Here is a 16474-nt window from a genome sequence, read left to right on the forward strand (position 1 = left end):
GACATGACCGCCGCTGCTGCCGCTCTGCTCCGCCACATCGCTCACGACTTCGAAGCGACCACTTCCCGTCACGCTGTGACGGGGGAGGACGCCAGCGAGGACTACTGGCGGGGTGGGAACGACTCGATCGCGTGGGTCATCGCACGCCTGCGCGGCCAAGCCGAAGGTCTCGCCGCCGAAGCAGAACAGCGTGAGCGCCTCCGCCAGCTCGCCACCCACGCCAGCACGGGGGAGTGGTGCGCGCGCGGTACGGCGAACGGCCCGAAGCTGTACACCGCAGACGGCACCCGCCTCGGGGAGCTCACCGACCCGGCCGTCGCCCGCTACGTCATCGCGGCCCAACCCGCCACCGTCCTGCGCCTGCTCGCAGCGTGCGATGACCCAGCCGCGCCGACGGGCCCGATCGACGAGCTCGAAGAAGCCGCACACGCCGCCGCCAGCACCCCCTGGTCTCACGTCGGCGTCGTCCTCCAAGCCGGCAGCCGCGACCTCGGATGGCTGCACTTCAGCCACGACATGGACTTCGTCGTCGCGGCCGACCCCCGCGTGCTCATCCGCATCATCCGCGGCCTCCGCGACGCCCGAGGCGCATAGGCCAGCCATGGGCATTCTGTTCTACACGAGCGACGTCAAGGTCGCGCAGACCGTCGGTGAGGTCCAAGGCGTCCTCGCGCGCCGCGGCGTCAGCCGCATCTCCACCCTCTTCGACGAGGACGGCACCCCCAGCGGCATCGGGTTCACCCTCGCCACCAGCTACGGCATCCGCGACTTCGAGATGCCGGTCCGCATCGACGGCGTTCACGCAGCGCTGGAGGCGGACACCTCCATCCCGACCAAGCACCGCACCCGCGAGCAGGCCGTCCGCACCGCGTGGCGCATCGCCCTCGGGCTCCTCCAAGCGCAGGCCGCCCTCGTCGACGCGGAACTGGCGACGATGGACGAGCTCATGCTCCCGTTCATGCTCGATGGTCAGGGGCGCACCGCGTACGCCGTGTACCGCTCGAACCAGCCTGCGCTCGAGGCCAAGACCTGACCATGGGGCACCTGAACACCGCACACGGCGACCACGACGCCTGCGTGTCCTTCTTCATCATCCGCACCGACCTCGGTGAGCCCCGCATCACCTTCCACCGGCACAAGAAGACCGGGAAGCTCGCCATGTTCGGCGGGCACGTCGAACTCGACGAGTCGCCCATCGCAACGCTCCGTCGTGAGCTGACCGAGGAGTCCGGCTACCGGCCCGACCAGGTGTGGATCCTCCAGCCCCGCCGGCGGCTGCGCGTCGTCGAGGGGCTCGCCCTCCACCCCATCCCCGCCGTCTCGACGACAGGGCAGTTTCCCGTCTCACCGGATCACTTCCACACCGACCTGCTCTACGCACTCGTCACCTCCGAGGAGCCCGCCGGCGAGCTCGCGGCGGGGGAGTCGGAAGACATCCGGCTCCTCACCACCGAGGAGGTCCGCGCAATCCCCGACGCGGAGACCCACCCCGCGTGGAAGCAGATCGCCCTCTACCTGCTGACCGACATGATCCCTGACCGGGACACCTTCGAGGTCGTCCCACTGGACACCTTCGACTGACCGCAGGGTACCGGGCGACCCCGCCCCACTCTCACGGAGGTGCCCTGTGCTCCGCGTCGCGACCCTGAACCTGCTCCACAGCCCGTACGCCATCGGGGAGCGCGTGCAGCACCTCATCACCGAGCTCATCACCGAAGAGCTCGACTTCCTGCTCATCCAAGAAGTGCTCACCCCCGACCAGGCCGACGGCTACGACATCGTCGCCACCCTCTCCGCCGCCCTCGGAATGCGTCACGTCGTCGTCTCCCTGGGCGCAGGCCACCGCTCCGGGAACGCCATCCTCTCCCGCCACCACATCCAAGGTCACCCGCACCCCGCGTTCTGGAACGGAGTGCCGCCCGCGATCGGTGAAGCGGCCATCGGTGGCCGCCGCGTCATCGTCATGAGCCACCACGGTGCATGGGGCGCGGGAGCCACCACCCAGCGCCTCGAGCAGCTCAAAGCGCTCGACGACATCGCCCTCGCCGCCTTCACCCATCAGGGTGAACACCTCGACCATCGCATTCGGCCCGTCGTCATCCTCGGCGGAGACCTGAATGCGACACCCGACTCGCAGCCCGTCCGCTACCTCACCGGGCTCGAGCACGTTCAAGGGCACTCGACCATGTGGGTGGACGCTGCCGACTGGGCGGGCGACCAGGGCCACACCACCGGCTGCGAGACAGCCCTCGCAACCTTGACCGCTGCGCACATGCCCGGCGGCAGCTACCGACCAGGCCGCGCGCCGCGCCGGCGCATCGACTACCTCTTCGTCTACGAGTGGGCCTACGGGCAGGCGGGGGAGCCTCACGCCTGCCGCCGCTTCGCGATGAGCACCTTCACCGCCAGCGACGGGCACGAGCTCACCGTCAGCGACCACTATGGCGTCCTCGCCGAGCTCTGGACACCGGAGGCCGCATGATTCGCGTCGCTACCCTGAACCTTCTCCAGAACCCGCTACTCATCCAGGAGCGGGTCTCCGCTCTGGTTGCCGAGCTGCTGCCGGCCAAGGTGGACTTCCTCCTGCTGCAGGAGGTGCTGCCACCGGAGAACGGGTTCGACATCGTCTCCCACCTCGCCGGAGCGCTCGGGCTGCCGCACACCGCCTACGACAAGTGCGACGACCGGATCTCCGGCACCGCTGTCCTCTCCCGCCACCCGTTCCAGGCGCTCCCCGTCCCCGACGGGTGGGTGGGCACCCGGCCGATCATCGCCCAGTCGGAAGTCGACGGACGCCGGGTCGTCGCCATCAGCCACCACGGCGAGTGGGGCTCCCGGGCAGTGGAGACCAGGATGAGCCAGCTCGCGCTGCTGAGCGACGTCGCCCACGACCTGTTCACCCGCGACGGCGCGAACCTCGACCGGCGCACCCGCCCCATCATCATCCTCGGCGGTGACCTGAACGCGGAGCCCGGATCCGGACCGCTCCGGTTCCTCCGCGGCGAAGACGCCTGTCACGGGAAGTCCGCCCTGTGGGTAGACGCCGGCGAGCACGTCGGCGAGACCGGGCACACCACCGGCGGGCCGATGGAACTGTGCGTGGCCACCGCGACAGGGAAGGCGGGCGCGCCCTACCGCCCCGAGCGGACACCGCTGCGGCGTATCGACTACGTCCTCGTCTACGAGTGGGCGTACGGACAGGCAGGAGAACCGGTGGCAGCCCGACGCTTCGCGACCGACACGTTCCCCACCAGTGACGGCCGCGCCTTCACCGTCAGCGACCACTACGGGGTCGTCGCCGACCTGTGGTCACCGGAGGGATGACAGCGCTCGCGGACCCAGACCAGCTCGGACAGGCCCGCGAGCAGCCTGAGCGTATCAGCGGGTCAGGGCGAAGACGGCGATGCCACCAACCGAACCCCAGAACCCCACGCTGAGAACCAGCGCGCTCACGATGCCGCGCATCGCGGACACGCTCTCGCGGTAGTGGAACTCGGCGATGGTCTCGGCCGGGCTGAGCGCCTGAGCGGTGCCAGCGTAGGTGACAGCGGGGGCGGGTGCGGTGGTCTCCATGGCCGGCCTATGCGCGCGGACAGGGAACAGGCGGGCGGGGGCTGCAATCGCGATCGTCGTCATGGCGAGTTCATGCGCGGCCTAACCCGGGAACGTGACCACGGCGCATAGGCGGGGGAGGTCACGGGGCGCGCCGCGCACATGACCTTCACCCCCGCTTTCGCCCACTCCCAAGGAGCCCCATGACCGCCATCGTTCGCCCGGTGAACTGGAACCGCATCGAGGACGAAAAGGACCTCGAGGTCTGGAACCGTCTCACCGCCAACTTCTGGCTGCCCGAGAAGGTGCCCCTCTCCAACGACATCCAGTCCTGGGCGACCCTCACCGACGCCGAGAAGCTCGTCACGATGCGGGTGTTCACCGGCCTCACGCTCCTCGACACCGTCCAGGGCACCGTCGGCGCGGTCTCTCTCATCCCGGACGCGCAGACCCCGCACGAGGAGGCCGTCCTCACCAACGTCGCCTTCATGGAGTCCGTCCACGCCAAGAGCTACTCGTCGGTGTTCTCCACCCTCTGCTCCACCCAGGAGATTGACGACGCGTTCCGGTGGTCGGAGGAGAACGAACACCTGCAGCGCAAGGCGCAGATCATCCTCGAGCGCTACCACGGCGACAACCCGCACAAGCGGAAGATCGCCTCGGTGTTCCTGGAGTCCTACGCGTTCTACTCCGGCTTCTACCTGCCGATGTACTGGTCCGCCCGAGCGAAGCTCACCAACACCGCCGACCTCGTCCGCCTGATCATCCGCGACGAAGCTGTCCACGGCTACTACATCGGCTACAAGTTCCAGCGCGGCATCGAGAAGCTCACCGCCGCCGAGCGCGACGAGCTCCGCGAGTACGCCTACGAGCTGCTGTTCGAGCTGCACCAGAACGAGCTGGAATACACCCAGGACCTCTACGACACCATCGGGTGGACCGAGGACGTCAAGAAGTTCCTCCACTACAACGCGAACAAGGCCCTCATGAACCTCGGCTACGAGCCGATGTTCCCCGCCGAGACCACGAACGTGAACCCCGCCATCATGTCGGCCCTCTCGCCCGGCGGAGGGGAAAACCACGACTTCTTCAGCGGGAGCGGGTCGAGCTACGTCATCGGCAAGGCCGAGGCCACCAGCGACGACGACTGGGACTTCTGAGGTCACCTAGCCCTGCTTCGCGCGGGGCCTGGCCGCGAAGATCTCGTGGCCAATTCGCTCACAGTTCATGCCGGAGGGCGCGTGCCACGCACGGTACGCCCCTCCGGCTCCCCACACAAGACCACCCGTTACCGGACACTCGAAGGGCCCTCATGAAGAAGATCATCGCCGCCGCGGCCGCGCTCTGCGTCACCGCGCTCCTGCTCGCCGGATGCACACCCGATCCCGCCGGCAAGATCCCCCACGGACCCCCGACCTCCACCCCGAAGGCGACATCCGCCCCGGTGGCCACCGCCCCGACCCCCACAGTGACCGTGACGGTCACCGCGACACCGGCGCCGCAGCCGAAGCCGAAAGCCGCGCCGAAGCCTGCTCCCGCCCCACACGCAGGCGAGGCGTACGCCACCCCGACGATGAGCAGCGCCGAAGCCATCGACGAGTGCCTCGCAGCGCAGAAGCGCTCCGCGCTTGGATCGAAGACCACGGGCGAGAAGTACGCGTTCCTCATGAAGGACGGCGGATGGTGGGTCGTCCTCGAAGGTGAGAACGAGCACGGCCCACTGATCGGCGACTGCTCCGTCGGCGGCGCACCGAAAGAGTGGCAGACCGAAGTCGGCTACGGGGAGACCAGCGTCGAGTACTTCACCCCGAACCTCGTCGACACCGTCGTGAACGGGAAGGGCGGACTCTGATGGGCCGCCCAGCCATCAGCCTCGCATCCCTCGCCGTCGCCGCTGCGCTTCTGACGGCGTGCGCCCCAGCAACCGAACCGACGAAGACGAACCCGACTTCGGCACCTGCCGCCGAAGCATCCCCGTCTTCCACACCGGCAAACGTCACGCCCCGGCCAGAGGGCACCGCGCCGGCCGACGGCGGAGCCGCCCTCACGAAGGCGACAGCGCTCGCCGCGTGCACGGACACCCTTGCGACGTCGTACCTCGTCGCCGCAAGCGACATCACCTCCGTGAAGTCCTACCCCCTCACCTACACCGACGGGTGGCTGTTCACCGCGGAAGCAACCGAAGACGGCGAGACCAGCTACCTGTTCTGCCGCATCGTCGGGACCGAGGAACACCCCGACGCCGACGCGCACTCCGCCTCCGTCGAGCCCATGACAGCCGCCGACATCAAGGCGTTCCTGGACAGCGAAGGCGGCGCCTGACCCCCTCTCACACTTCGGTGTACCGCGCTGTCGCTGCCTACGGGTGTCACCTCACCGGCGCCGACGCCACGGCTCGTAGGCGTTGACGCGCAGGGGTGACGGCAGGCCGGCCACGGTGGCCAGAGGGGAGGCGATGTCCCTCGTCAGTCCGTTCTCCCGAATCCCGCGCGTCATAGGAGTGTCCCGCGCGAGCTCGGTGGCCACGGCTTCCGAGAGTGCGATCGCGTCAGCGTCACGCACCTCACCGATGCGGACGCTCTCGCCCCAGAACGCGGCCAGCGCGTGCTCAGGGGCGGCCATCACCTGCAACGGCCAGTCCCGGGTGTACCGACCACCGGGTGCACGACGCACGAGGGGCTCCAAGATGGGACGCACGGCATAGGTGATGTCCGCCCCGTGGTGTCCATCGAAGACGACGAGAACGGTGGGGGAGGTCGCGGCTACTCGAGCGAGATGGGTGCGGTACGCGAACGTGACCCGAACAAGGGTCTGAAGCGCGGTCGCACTGCGCCGGATCGTCATCCGATCGTGCCAATTGTTGATAGGGAAGCTGTCGGTCTGGCCGCCCTCGAGGTAGTCGAGGATGATGCGAAGGTCATCCCGGTGCGGGTGGTTCATGACGACGACGAGCCAGTAGAACAGGAACCCCTTCTGCCCGCCGTGATACAGAACGTCTCGCAGCGCGTTGCGGCCCATCCAGGTGAGGTCGGAAGCGGAGTCGTCATCGTCGTCGAGCTCATCAAGGTACAGGCCCGCACTTTCCTTGAGTTGCTGGAATGCCGGCCCGCCGAACCTGTGGTGGTACTGATCGAGGCAGACCGCCGCAGCGAGGGCTTCCGCGAGGCGGCCAGCGCGCAGAAGCGGCAGCCCACCAGATGTGACCTCTGATTCCAGCTGGCAAGTGAACACGGTCCAGCGAGCGTGGGTCTCCTCGCCGAACGCTGACAGCGCCGGGTACTCGCCGTCCGCTCGTCTCCGGTAGGGACCGTCGTCGCGGTGGAAGTGAGACCTGCGAAGCGCATCAGCGGTCCACTCCCAGTCGAGGCTCCAGGCGTCCTCGCCCGCGATGACTCGGGGTGCGTCCGACATCGACGGAACAGCCAACCGGACCTCTGACACGGCAGCCGCGGCCCGAGCGTAGTGGGCGAGGTCGATGACCTCGTCGGGTTGGAACACGTCACCGTCAACGTCGACGTAGACCTCGCCCTCTCCGATTGCGGCGGCCGCGGGATTGTGCTCAGACAGGTCCGACCAGTACAGCTGAGCTTCTTTCCCCTCAGCGGTGACCCGGTATAGCTCGGGTCCGCAGTGAAGCCCCTTGGGCCACCCGAGATCGTCGAGGGTTGGTCCCGCACCGAGGGTGACGCTCTCCCCAGTCTCGTTCTTTCGGACCTGAGAGCATCGCCTCCCGTGACGGCCGCCGTAGCGACCCGGGTAGACCTCGAACGTCGCCCCGGCCAGGGGTCCCGCCGGTGCCGGTCCTTTCACGACCGCGGGCGCACAGTCCTCCGCTTTGGCCATGGTTTGCTCCTTCGCTCATGCCTCCGCGCTCAAGGTATGGCACGGCCCAGACCGGTAAGGCCTCACCGAGCGCGTTATGCAACATCGGATCGGCCGACCTGCTGCACGTCGTGCCCCGGCGCTCCACCGTACGCAGGAGGCGCGAGGGCTATGGCCTAAGCGGTGTGGCTTTTTCGGCCGACTTCACCACCGCGTCGGCTGGATGCCGGCGCCCTCGCCGTGCTCAGCTTCGAATGCCTCGAGCGCGCGGCGCGCGCGGCGCCGGAACCAGAGGGCGTAGATGAGGCCGCCCGCGCAGATGAGCGCACCAGCAGCCCGCACCGGCGACGCGCCGCTCACGAGGACCATGGTCACCCACAGCGCGGTCATCAGCGCGGTGAGAGCGATGAGAACCAGCGACTGCACCCGCATCCGCTGGATCCGTATCCGCTGCATCGTGAGGGATTCCACGAGCTGAGTCTGCCCGAGGCAGGCCGAACAGTCACGCGTACAGGGCTCGCGCATACATGGACCGCAGCCGCACTGCGGATGCCCCACCCGGGAACCAACCACAACGGAAAGCCCACTCTCACCATGATTGCCCTCCGCCACTTCAAGTGGTCCATGCTCATCTCACTGGTGGCCATCGCCGCCGGCTACTTCTACGGTGGCTGGGCCGCCGTGTTCCTCGTCGTCATCCTCGGCATCATGGAGGTGACCCTCTCCTTCGACAACGCCGTCGTCAACGCTCGCGTGCTCGAGAAGATGAGCCTGTTCTGGCAGCGGATGTTCCTCACCGTCGGCATCGTCATCGCCGTCTTCGGCATGCGCCTCATCTTCCCGCTGGCCATCGTGTCGGTGACCACCGGACTGTCGTTCGCTGAGGTCATCACCCTCGCCCTCGAAAAGGGCGACCCGCACCAGGTCGGCACGTTCGGTCACTACCTCCACGACGCACACCCGCAGATCGCCGCGTTCGGTGGCGTGTTCCTCCTGATGCTGTTCCTGGACTTCATCTTCGAGAAGCGCGAGATCACCTGGCTCAGCTGGCTGGAAAAGCCCCTCGGCAAGCTCGGCTCCGTCCCCAACCTCAGCTACGTCGTCGTCCTCGGTGCGCTCCTGGCAGCAACGGCCGTCGCGCACGAGCCCCTCGTCGTCCTCACCGCCGGCATCTTCGGTCTCATCACGTACGTTCTCGTGGGCGGCCTGGGCGAACTGTTCGATACGGGCGATGACGATGAGGATGAGGCCGCTGAGCCGGCCGTCCGCGGTGTCGGCAAGCAGGTCGGCAAGGCCGCCTTCTTCTCGTTCCTCTACCTCGAGGTCCTCGACGCGTCCTTCTCGTTCGACGGTGCGATCGGTGCGTTCGCTATCACGGCTGACCCCATCCTCATCGCCCTGGGCCTGGGCATCATCGGCGCTATCTTCGTCCGTTCGCTGACGGTGTTCTTCCTGCGCCAGGGGACCCTCGACGAGTTCCCGTTCCTGGACCACGGCGCGCACTGGGCCATCGGCGCACTCGCGACGATCCTCCTGGTGTCCATCGTCGCCCCCGTCCCCGAGGTCATCACCGGCCTCATCGGCATGGCCTTCATCATCAGCGCCTTCGTCACCTCCATCGTCCGCAACAAGCGCGAGGCGAAGGCGTCGGCAGCCGCCGTTGAGGTCAGCGCATAGGTCACCCGACCCGCTCAGGGGCCGGGTGCCCGGCCCCTGAGCACCACTCACGGAAAGAACACCATGACCGCACTCACCCTCCAGAAGTCCCAGTCGCTCACGCTGGCTAAGGCTGACGGCTCCGCGCTTACGAAGGTCCGCCTGGGCCTGGGCTGGGACGCCGTTCGCAAGGGAGGCTTCTTCGGCTTCCTCGGCAGCACCGAGATCGACCTGGACGCCTCGGCCATCCTTATCAGCGGGACCCGCGAGGTGGACACCGTCTTCTACGGCCACCTCCGCTCCGGCGACGGCAGCATCCGCCACACCGGCGACAACCTCACCGGCGATGGTGACGGCGACGACGAGCAGATCATCGTCGACCTCCAGGCCGTTCCCGCCAGCGTCGACAAGATCGTCTTCGTCATCACGAGCTACTCCGGCCAGACCTTCGACCAGGTCGAGAACGTCTTCGCCCGTGTCGTGGACCTCAGCGGCGGCCGCGAGGAAGAGGTCGTCCGCTACGACCTCGGAACCGACGGCGGCAACGGCACCGCGAACATCATCGCCAAGCTCACCCGCACCGGCTCGGGCTGGGACTTCACCGCCCTCGGCACCCCCGCCAAGGCGAAGACGCCCTCCAAGCTCGTCCCCGCCGCCATCAGCGCCTGACCACCCCTCACCGATCGGAAACAACCACATCATGACCGCTTCGCTCGACATCTTCGCCACCACCTCTCCCGCCTTCACCGAGGTCGCCCCCGCCGCACCGCAGGGCCCGACGCTCTCGCTGAGCAAGGGTCAGGCGCTCTCGCTCGCCAAGGCCGCACCCGCCCTCACCAAGGTCCTCGTGGGCCTCGGCTGGGACGCGCGCCTGACCTCCGGCGCTCCGTTCGACCTGGACGCGTCGGCCATCCTGCTGACGGCCGGGCGCCGGGTCCGCGGCAACCAGGACTTCATCTTCTACAACCAGCCCCGCCACGAGTCCGGCGCCGTCGTCCACCAGGGCGACAACCGCACCGGCGCCGGTGACGGTGACGACGAGCAGATCATCATCGACCTGACGCTGGTCCCCGCCGACATCGAGAACATCGTCTTCCCGGTCTCCATCCACGAGCCCGGCCAGAACTTCGGCCAGGTGCAGAACTCGTACGTCCGCATCGTCGACACCTCGAACGACAAGGAGCTCGCCCGCTACGACCTCCGCGAGGACGCGTCGACGGAGAACGCGGTCGTGTTCGCCGAGCTCCACCGCGAAGGCGGCGCCTGGCAGTTCCGCACCCTCGGCCAGGGTGACGCCGGCGGCCTCCTCGGCGTCGCGACCGGCTTCGGCGTCCAGCTCGGCTGACACACCTGAGAGGGGCGAGCTACGGCTCGCCCCTCTCGCACTCCCACTTCGACACGAAAGGTCCCGATGACCACCCCCGCATCCCCGTCGCAGTCGCTCAGCCTCTTCATCGAGAAGGTGCCCGAGAGCCGTGAGGTCGTCCTGTCTTCGCAGGCTCAGGGCTTCGCCAGCGACATCGTCCAGTACCACCCGCACTCGGCTGAGTTCGCTCAGCGCGCCAACGACGTCCGCGCTCTCGCTTCCAAGGAGGTCGTCGCCGCCAACGCCGGTTCCAGCCGCCTCCTCGAGCGCACCGTCGCCCAGGCGAACCGTTCCGGTGGCGACACGACGAAGAAGGTCGCGAACAACCTCGCGGACCTCCGCACCATCGTCGGTGACCTCACCCCGAACGGAGCGGACAAGAACCCGTTCCAGAAGGTGCTCGCAGCCCTCCCCGGCGGCAAGAAGATCGGCCGCTGGCTCCAGCGGTATGAGTCCCAGAAGGACCAGATCGACGCCATCGTGAAGTCGCTGGAACAGGGCAAGCTCGAGCTCCAGAAGGACAACGCCGCCCTGCAGGTCGAGCAGCAGAACCTCCGCGAGAACATGAGCCGGCTGCAGGAGTACATCCTCTTCGCCGACCAGCTGGACGCTGCCGTCGCCGCCGAGGTGGAGCGCCTGCGCGCCGCCGGTGACACAGAACGGGCCACCGCGCTCGAACAGGAGATTCACTTCGAGATCCGCCAGAAGGCACAGAACCTCCGCATCCAGCTCGCCGCCGCCGACCAGGGCTACCTGTCGATGGACCTGACCCGCAAGAACAACATCGAGCTCGGCAAGGGCGTCGATGACACCCTCTCGGTCACCATCAGTGCGATGCGCACCGCGGTCATGGTGGCCACTGCTCTCGAGAACCAGGCGCAGGTCCTGGAATCTATCCATGCCACCCGTCACACTACCGAGCAGGCGATGCTCCGCAACTCGCAGATGCTCCGCCAGCAGGGTGCTGCCATCCAGCAGCAGGCCGCCGCGCCGGTCATCTCGCTCGAGGTGCTGCACGAGTCGTTCGCGAACATCCGTGCCGCCATCGACGACGTCGAGACGTTCCGCGCCCAGGCGATTGTGGAGATGGCGGAGAACAACGCCAAGCTCGACGCTCAGCTCGAAGAGGTGCGCCCGTTCGTTGAGCGTGCCGCCGCCATCGAGCAGGCACGCGGCGGCGACCAGGCGGCCATCACGCGATGATCGCCCGTCTGTTCGGCCGAGGCGAGCGTGCTGTCGCCTCGGCCGTAGCCACCCTCACTGCGCCCGAGCCCTTCCCGGCTCGGGCGCAGCGGCAGCTCGACGCGCTGAGCGTCACCAACCGGGCCGCCGGAGCGGACCTGGAACCGGCCGCGTACTCGCAGCTTCGGCGCACCGAAGACCTCCTGCGCCCGGTCATCCTCGACGCCGTCGAGCACCCCATCCTTCCCGAACGAGAGTTCGCGATCGAGACGATGCTCACCGACCTCATCCCCTCCACCGTCACCGCGTACTGCCGGATCCCCGAACGGGACCGCCAGCCCGGCTCCGCCGCCTCAGCCTCCCTACTCACCCAGCTCGGGATGCTCTCCACCAGCGCCACGGAGATCGCCGAGAACATCAAGACCGACGCGGTCACCGCCCTCCAAGCCAACGCCATCCTGCTGCAACAGCGCCTCCGGTAACCGGCGCGCATATCGGTAGGGAACACCCACCACGCCCGTTGAAAGTGGACCCCGTGACCAGCCCCCGCATCCTCGAACTCGGCCAGAACATCGCCCTGAGCACCCTCGCCCCCGGCCTCGACGACATCACCGTCGGCTTCGGATGGGACATCACCCAGCCCACCGGGCCTCAGGTCGAGCTCGTCCCCGCCGTCATGCTCCTGGACCAGGACGGACGCGCGTATGCCGCAGACGCCCTCGCCTTCCACAACCAGATCGCCGCAGCCGACGGGGCGGTCCTCGTCACCGGCGACGACCAGGAGCAGATTGACGTCGCCCTGACCGCCATCCCGGAGCAGGTCGCCAAGCTCGTCTTCGTCGCCTTCGTGGACCCCGACACCAGGAAGCCGGGGACCTTCGACACCGTCCGCGCCGCTCACGTGCGCCTCCTCGACCGCTCCGGGGCTGAGCTCGTCCGCTTCACCCTCCCCACACAGGCGTTCGGGACGACGGCTACGAACTTCGGTGAACTGTATCGCCACAACGGGGCGTGGAAGTTCCGCGCGCTCGGCGACGGTTACAAGGGCGGTGTGGCGGAGATCGCCGGCAAGTACGGGTTCACCCTCGCATGAGCACCGACCTGTCCTTCCTCCGCCGACGAGTGCGGCCCCGGCCGCCCGCCCCGGAACCTGTCGCACAGCCCGCCGCGCACCCCGTAACGCCCGCTGCTCCGCCGCAGCCGGTAGCACCCGCTCGTCCTGCTGTGCCGCGCCCCGAGTACGTCGAACCGGCCGGTTCCCCCGTGCCGGTCACCACGGAGAACGTCATCCTCACCGCAGAGGAGCCGGTCACCCGGCTCAGCCGGTACGCCTCCGGCCTCGGGAACCTCCTCATTCGCGGGGCAGATGAGGTGCACGTGGAGACCACCGATCGCATCGCGTACCGACTCGGCCGCGACCAGGTGCCAGCCCCCGGGAACCGCCCCCTCATCGAACTCGATGAGGACGGTGTCCTCGTCGGACTCCGACACCTCCGCCAGATCCGCCGGCTCATCGCCGCGGGCCGCGACGTGACGATCGTCACCTCCACCGGGACGCTCATCCAGGCCGCCAGGGATGCCGACGTGTGTCTGCATCTGGTCGCTGGTCACTGGGAGATCCGCCGCGACACCCGCACCCCCGACCTCGCCGCCACGTACGCACTGCAAGCCCCCATCCTCCACCGCTGAGGTGTTCACGCGCGTCGCGCATAGGCGCGAACATGAACACCACCGCCACCACCTACGTCACGCGCGCCATCGGCCTCGACATCGACGCGAAGCCGCAGCCCCTCGAACTGGACAGCGCCGTCGGCGTCGCCCTCCGCCACAACAAGAAGCGCGCGCACCTCCTGGTGAGCAACCTCCTCGGCAAGCACACCCCGCAGCGCCCCGGCATCATCGACGCCGGCGCCCGCATCCTTGCCGTTCGCGCAGCCGCAGCCCTCACGGGTGCGGACACCACCGCCACTGACGCCCTTCTCGCCGACCTGAACACCGCCATCATCAGCGGCACGAACGCGCCCTACGTGCATCCCGTCGGCACCCACGAGGCCATCGTCATCGGGTTCGCTGAGGCAGCCTCCGCTCTCGGAGGCACCGTCGCCGACCACCTCGGCGCCTACTACCTCTGCTCCACCCGCACCCCGCAGCGCGAGGAGTACAGCCGGTTCCTCGAAGCGCACTCCCACGCCTCCGACCACTTCCTCACCCCAGCAGACCCCGCCCGCCTGAACGACTCTGCGCGCCCGGTCATCCTCGTCGACGACGAACTGACCACAGGCCGCACCGCCATGAACACGATCCGTGCTCTCCACGCCATCGCCGCCCACCCCGCGTACGTCATCGCCACCCTCGCCGACCTTCGCACCGAGGACGGCCACCGCGAGCTCGCCGCTTTCGCAGACGAACTCGGCGTGCCCGTCCGCGTGGCATCCCTGGTGACGGCATCCGTGACCAGCCCCACCGACGTGTTCGAGCGCGCGCAGACGACCATCGAAGCTCACGCCGCCCCCGCCAGCACGCCCGAGGTCCGGGAGGGCGCCGCCACCACGTACGCCACCCACCCGTTCGCCTATGTCGCCGCACACCAGGCCCGGGACGGTGTGCCCTGCGACGGAGGCATCCGCCGCGCCGCCGAAAGCATCGCCGCCAGCATCGACACGGCGGGGGAGCGCGTGCTCGTCCTCGGCGTCGAAGAGGACATGGCACTCGGCTTGAACACCGCGCTCGTCCTGCAGCGCGCAGGCCACCAGGTGGACTACTCCTCCACGACCCGGTCACCGGCAGCCATCATCGACCAGGATGGCTACGCCCTCCGCGACGGCGTCCGCATCGACGGCCCGTGGGAGGAGCCCCGCTTCATCTACAACGTCACCGGCCGCTACGACCACATTGTCATCGTGACCGCCGACCCGCTCTACGCGCGCGCCACCAGCGGTATCGCCGCCTCCCTCGAAGGCGTCGCCGCACGCGTCACCGTCGCCCTCCCCAAGCACCTCGCCGCCCCGCTGGTCGGCCCCGGGTTCGGCTCGTACGCACCCGACGACGTGCAGTGGCTCCTCAAGGACCTCTCCGACGTGCAGCTGGAAGTCTCGCTCGAGGACCGCGAGGAGCTCGTGCAGTCGGGCGCGCACTACGCTGAGTCCCTCCCGCAGGAGTACCAGCCGTCCGAGGAGTACATGACCTTGTTCTGGGACGCCCTCGACGCGAACGCCGAACGAGTCGCCGGCGACATCGCCACCGTCGCGCACCGCATCATGCGAGCGCGCCGTAACCGCCCGGTCCTGGTCAGCCTCGCCCGCGCCGGGACGCCCGTCGGGGTGCTGCTGCGCCGGTACATGCGCGGCTACCTCGGGTACGAGGCCCCGCACTACGCCGTCTCCATCGTCCGAGGCCGCGGCATCGACGCGAACGCACTCGCCTACATCGCCGCCCGCCACGACCCCGAAGACGTCATTTTCGTGGACGGGTGGACCGGCAAGGGCGCCATCACCGCGGAGCTCCGCGACGCCCTCGCTGTGCACGAGGAACGGACCGGCCAGGTGTTCAGCTCGGAGCTGGCCGTCCTCGCCGACACCGGCGACTGCACCACCATCTACGGCACCCGCGACGACTACCTCATCCCCTCCGCCGCCCTCAACAGCACCGTGTCAGGCCTGGTCTCCCGGACCGTCCTCAACGACACCCTCATCGGTGAGGACGACTACCACGGCGCGAAGTTCTACGCCGAGCTCGCAGACGCCGACGTCAGCGTCCGCTTCATCGACGAAGTCGCCCGCCACTTCACCACCATCAGCCCCCGGAACCTGCCGCCGGTCACCGAGCCGGCGTGGGCGTCGTGGGCGGAGGTCGAACGCCTCAGCGAGCAGTACGGCATCGGGCAGGTCAACCTCGTCAAGCCGGGCGTGGGGGAGACCACCCGCGTGCTGCTGCGGCGCGTGCCGTGGCGCGTGCTGCTGAACCCCGACGCAGGCGAAGCTGTCGTACACATCCGAGCGCTCGCCGAAGCGCGCGGGGTCACCATCGAGGAGGTGCCCGGCCTGCGATTCAACGCCGTCGGCCTCATCCACCCGAAGTTCACCAAGGGCGCCACCGGCGCCGACGGGAAGGCCGCAGCGTGACCGTCGGAGTCTTCTGCGACCTCGACGGGAACCTCATCTACTCCGGGCGCCGAGTCGCGAACCCCGAGGGCCTCGTCATCGCGCAAGCCAACGCGGGCGTCCCGAAAGCGTGGATGACCCCCACCGCTGCCCGCGGGCTGCAGGAGATCCGTGAGCGTGCTGTCTTCGTGCCGACCACCACTCGGTCCCTCGAGCAGTACCAGCGGGTGAGTCTCCCCGGTGGCGCCGACCAGGTCGCCATCATCGCCAACGGTGCACGGCTCATCATCGACGGCGTCGAGGACAGCGAGTGGGCGCAGGCTCGCCTCGACCCGTCCTGGGGCGCGTCGCCCGCAGCCACCGTCATAGGCACATTCGACCGGGTGCTGGGCGAAGCCAGCTGGTACGCCAAGTCGGAGAACTACGACAGCATCATCTCCGTCAGCGCAAATCCCGGCCAGCCATTCCCGGACGCGGCGCTCGAGACCGTCACCGACATCGCCACAGACCACGGGTACACCGTCTACCTCCGCGGCAACAAGGCGAGCGTGTTCCCCTCTCACATCACGAAGGAAGCCGCCGCCGAAGAGATCCGCACCAGACTCGGACTCACCCGCACGATCGCCGCCGGCGACTTCCACCACGACACCGGCATCATGACGTGGGCCGACGACGCCATCCAACCAGCACACGGGGTCGCTGCTCCCGGCATCCGCCAGACCCGCGCGCACGGGGTGGAGGCGGGGGAGGAGATCGTGGACGCGTTCCTCGCCTTCTTGAACGCGAGCCAATGAGC

Annotated in this window: 20 protein-coding genes; 17 read left to right on the forward strand and 3 right to left on the reverse strand. The window is 68.5% G+C overall.

Going from position 1 to position 16474, the window contains the following annotated elements:
* The first annotated feature begins 3 nt into the window (after positions 1–3).
* Genes BLR68_RS16770 through BLR68_RS16790 form a run of 5 tightly spaced genes read left to right on the forward strand, consistent with a single transcriptional unit; the run spans position 4 to position 3324 of the window.
* A complete protein-coding gene (locus tag BLR68_RS16770; RefSeq protein WP_018186201.1) occupies positions 4–594 on the forward strand; it encodes a hypothetical protein in 591 nt (196 codons plus the stop codon).
* Positions 595–601: 7 nt separating this feature from the next.
* Positions 602–1033 (forward strand): hypothetical protein, encoded by a 432-nt coding sequence (locus BLR68_RS16775; protein WP_018186202.1) that lies wholly within the window; start codon positions 602–604, stop codon positions 1031–1033.
* 2 nt (positions 1034–1035) lie between these two features.
* Positions 1036–1581 (forward strand): NUDIX domain-containing protein, encoded by a 546-nt coding sequence (locus tag BLR68_RS16780; RefSeq protein ID WP_018186203.1) that lies wholly within the window; start codon positions 1036–1038, stop codon positions 1579–1581.
* A gap of 46 nt (positions 1582–1627) precedes the next feature.
* On the forward strand, positions 1628–2482 hold the full coding sequence (locus tag BLR68_RS16785) for an endonuclease/exonuclease/phosphatase family protein (RefSeq protein ID WP_018186204.1): 855 nt from the start codon (positions 1628–1630) through the stop codon (positions 2480–2482).
* Positions 2479–3324, forward strand: a complete 846-nt coding sequence (locus BLR68_RS16790) for an endonuclease/exonuclease/phosphatase family protein (protein ID WP_018186205.1) — start codon at positions 2479–2481, stop codon at positions 3322–3324. The genes BLR68_RS16785 and BLR68_RS16790 overlap by 4 nt, the downstream gene beginning before the upstream one ends.
* A 54-nt stretch (positions 3325–3378) precedes the next feature.
* On the opposite strand, the gene BLR68_RS16795 is transcribed toward BLR68_RS16790, so the two are convergent.
* On the reverse strand, positions 3379–3573 hold the full coding sequence (locus tag BLR68_RS16795) for a hypothetical protein (RefSeq protein WP_176770700.1): 195 nt from the start codon (positions 3571–3573) through the stop codon (positions 3379–3381).
* A 182-nt stretch (positions 3574–3755) separates the two neighbouring features.
* On the opposite strand from BLR68_RS16795, the gene nrdF reads away from it, so the two are divergent.
* From nrdF to BLR68_RS16810, 3 genes are all read left to right on the forward strand, one after another.
* A complete protein-coding gene (gene nrdF / locus BLR68_RS16800) occupies positions 3756–4712 on the forward strand; it encodes a class 1b ribonucleoside-diphosphate reductase subunit beta (protein WP_018186207.1) in 957 nt (318 codons plus the stop codon).
* Positions 4713–4864: 152 nt separating this feature from the next.
* A complete protein-coding gene (locus BLR68_RS16805) occupies positions 4865–5404 on the forward strand; it encodes a hypothetical protein (RefSeq protein ID WP_018186208.1) in 540 nt (179 codons plus the stop codon).
* The gene (locus BLR68_RS16810; RefSeq protein WP_018186209.1) at positions 5404–5874 is read left to right on the forward strand and encodes a hypothetical protein; all 471 of its coding nucleotides are present in this window, start codon (positions 5404–5406) and stop codon (positions 5872–5874) included. The genes BLR68_RS16805 and BLR68_RS16810 overlap by 1 nt, the downstream gene beginning before the upstream one ends.
* 51 nt (positions 5875–5925) lie before the next feature.
* Here the strand turns inward: BLR68_RS16810 and BLR68_RS16815 are convergent, their stop codons facing one another.
* Positions 5926–7395, reverse strand: a complete 1470-nt coding sequence (locus BLR68_RS16815; protein WP_018186210.1) for a hypothetical protein — start codon at positions 7393–7395, stop codon at positions 5926–5928.
* Between the two features lie 183 nt (positions 7396–7578).
* Positions 7579–7845, reverse strand: coding sequence for a hypothetical protein (locus BLR68_RS16820; protein WP_143015822.1), 267 nt, complete (start codon positions 7843–7845; stop codon positions 7579–7581).
* Positions 7846–7968: 123 nt separating this feature from the next.
* Here BLR68_RS16820 and BLR68_RS16825 point away from each other — a divergent pair, with 123 nt between their 5' ends.
* The 9 genes from BLR68_RS16825 (at position 7969) to BLR68_RS16860 (ending at position 16472) form a co-directional block, all read left to right on the forward strand.
* On the forward strand, positions 7969–9051 hold the full coding sequence (locus BLR68_RS16825) for a DUF475 domain-containing protein (RefSeq protein WP_018186212.1): 1083 nt from the start codon (positions 7969–7971) through the stop codon (positions 9049–9051).
* 63 nt (positions 9052–9114) lie between these two features.
* Entirely contained in the window at positions 9115–9699 is a 585-nt protein-coding gene (locus tag BLR68_RS16830; protein WP_018186213.1) for a TerD family protein, read from the forward strand.
* A gap of 31 nt (positions 9700–9730) precedes the next feature.
* Complete coding sequence (locus BLR68_RS16835; RefSeq protein WP_018186214.1) at positions 9731–10375, forward strand: TerD family protein; 645 nt, start codon at positions 9731–9733, stop codon at positions 10373–10375.
* Between the two features lie 66 nt (positions 10376–10441).
* Positions 10442–11599, forward strand: coding sequence for a toxic anion resistance protein (locus tag BLR68_RS16840; protein WP_018186215.1), 1158 nt, complete (start codon positions 10442–10444; stop codon positions 11597–11599).
* Positions 11596–12060 carry a hypothetical protein gene (locus BLR68_RS18090; RefSeq protein WP_018186216.1) on the forward strand — a complete coding sequence of 155 codons (465 nt, stop codon included), beginning with the start codon at positions 11596–11598 and terminating at the stop codon, positions 12058–12060. The genes BLR68_RS16840 and BLR68_RS18090 overlap by 4 nt, the downstream gene beginning before the upstream one ends.
* A 53-nt stretch (positions 12061–12113) precedes the next feature.
* Positions 12114–12671: a TerD family protein gene (locus tag BLR68_RS18095; RefSeq protein WP_018186217.1), complete on the forward strand. Its 558-nt coding sequence runs from the start codon at positions 12114–12116 to the stop codon at positions 12669–12671.
* Between the two features lie 131 nt (positions 12672–12802).
* Positions 12803–13267 carry a hypothetical protein gene (locus tag BLR68_RS16850; RefSeq protein WP_018186218.1) on the forward strand — a complete coding sequence of 155 codons (465 nt, stop codon included), beginning with the start codon at positions 12803–12805 and terminating at the stop codon, positions 13265–13267.
* A gap of 32 nt (positions 13268–13299) precedes the next feature.
* A complete protein-coding gene (locus tag BLR68_RS16855) occupies positions 13300–15699 on the forward strand; it encodes a phosphoribosyltransferase domain-containing protein (protein ID WP_018186219.1) in 2400 nt (799 codons plus the stop codon).
* Positions 15696–16472, forward strand: coding sequence for an HAD family hydrolase (locus BLR68_RS16860; protein ID WP_018186220.1), 777 nt, complete (start codon positions 15696–15698; stop codon positions 16470–16472). Before BLR68_RS16855 ends, BLR68_RS16860 begins: the two co-directional genes overlap by 4 nt.
* Positions 16473–16474: the final 2 nt, after the last annotated feature.

Source organism: Microbacterium sp. 77mftsu3.1, assembly GCF_900100525.1.
GTDB lineage: Bacteria > Actinomycetota > Actinomycetes > Actinomycetales > Microbacteriaceae > Microbacterium > Microbacterium aquilitoris.

Excerpts from the sequence above, each read along its gene's own strand:
- BLR68_RS16770 (WP_018186201.1), top strand. The coding sequence starts at position 4 with ATGACCGCCGCTGCTGCCGCTCTGCTCCGCCACATCGCTCACGACTTC.
- BLR68_RS16775 (WP_018186202.1), top strand. The coding sequence starts at position 602 with ATGGGCATTCTGTTCTACACGAGCGACGTCAAGGTCGCGCAGACCGTC.
- BLR68_RS16780 (WP_018186203.1), top strand. The coding sequence starts at position 1,036 with ATGGGGCACCTGAACACCGCACACGGCGACCACGACGCCTGCGTGTCC.
- BLR68_RS16790 (WP_018186205.1), top strand. The coding sequence starts at position 2,479 with ATGATTCGCGTCGCTACCCTGAACCTTCTCCAGAACCCGCTACTCATC.
- BLR68_RS16795 (WP_176770700.1), bottom strand. The coding sequence starts at position 3,573 with ATGGAGACCACCGCACCCGCCCCCGCTGTCACCTACGCTGGCACCGCT.
- nrdF (WP_018186207.1), top strand. The coding sequence starts at position 3,756 with ATGACCGCCATCGTTCGCCCGGTGAACTGGAACCGCATCGAGGACGAA.
- BLR68_RS16805 (WP_018186208.1), top strand. The coding sequence starts at position 4,865 with ATGAAGAAGATCATCGCCGCCGCGGCCGCGCTCTGCGTCACCGCGCTC.
- BLR68_RS16810 (WP_018186209.1), top strand. The coding sequence starts at position 5,404 with ATGGGCCGCCCAGCCATCAGCCTCGCATCCCTCGCCGTCGCCGCTGCG.
- BLR68_RS16815 (WP_018186210.1), bottom strand. The coding sequence starts at position 7,395 with ATGGCCAAAGCGGAGGACTGTGCGCCCGCGGTCGTGAAAGGACCGGCA.
- BLR68_RS16825 (WP_018186212.1), top strand. The coding sequence starts at position 7,969 with ATGATTGCCCTCCGCCACTTCAAGTGGTCCATGCTCATCTCACTGGTG.
- BLR68_RS16830 (WP_018186213.1), top strand. The coding sequence starts at position 9,115 with ATGACCGCACTCACCCTCCAGAAGTCCCAGTCGCTCACGCTGGCTAAG.
- BLR68_RS16835 (WP_018186214.1), top strand. The coding sequence starts at position 9,731 with ATGACCGCTTCGCTCGACATCTTCGCCACCACCTCTCCCGCCTTCACC.
- BLR68_RS16840 (WP_018186215.1), top strand. The coding sequence starts at position 10,442 with ATGACCACCCCCGCATCCCCGTCGCAGTCGCTCAGCCTCTTCATCGAG.
- BLR68_RS18090 (WP_018186216.1), top strand. The coding sequence starts at position 11,596 with ATGATCGCCCGTCTGTTCGGCCGAGGCGAGCGTGCTGTCGCCTCGGCC.
- BLR68_RS16855 (WP_018186219.1), top strand. The coding sequence starts at position 13,300 with ATGAACACCACCGCCACCACCTACGTCACGCGCGCCATCGGCCTCGAC.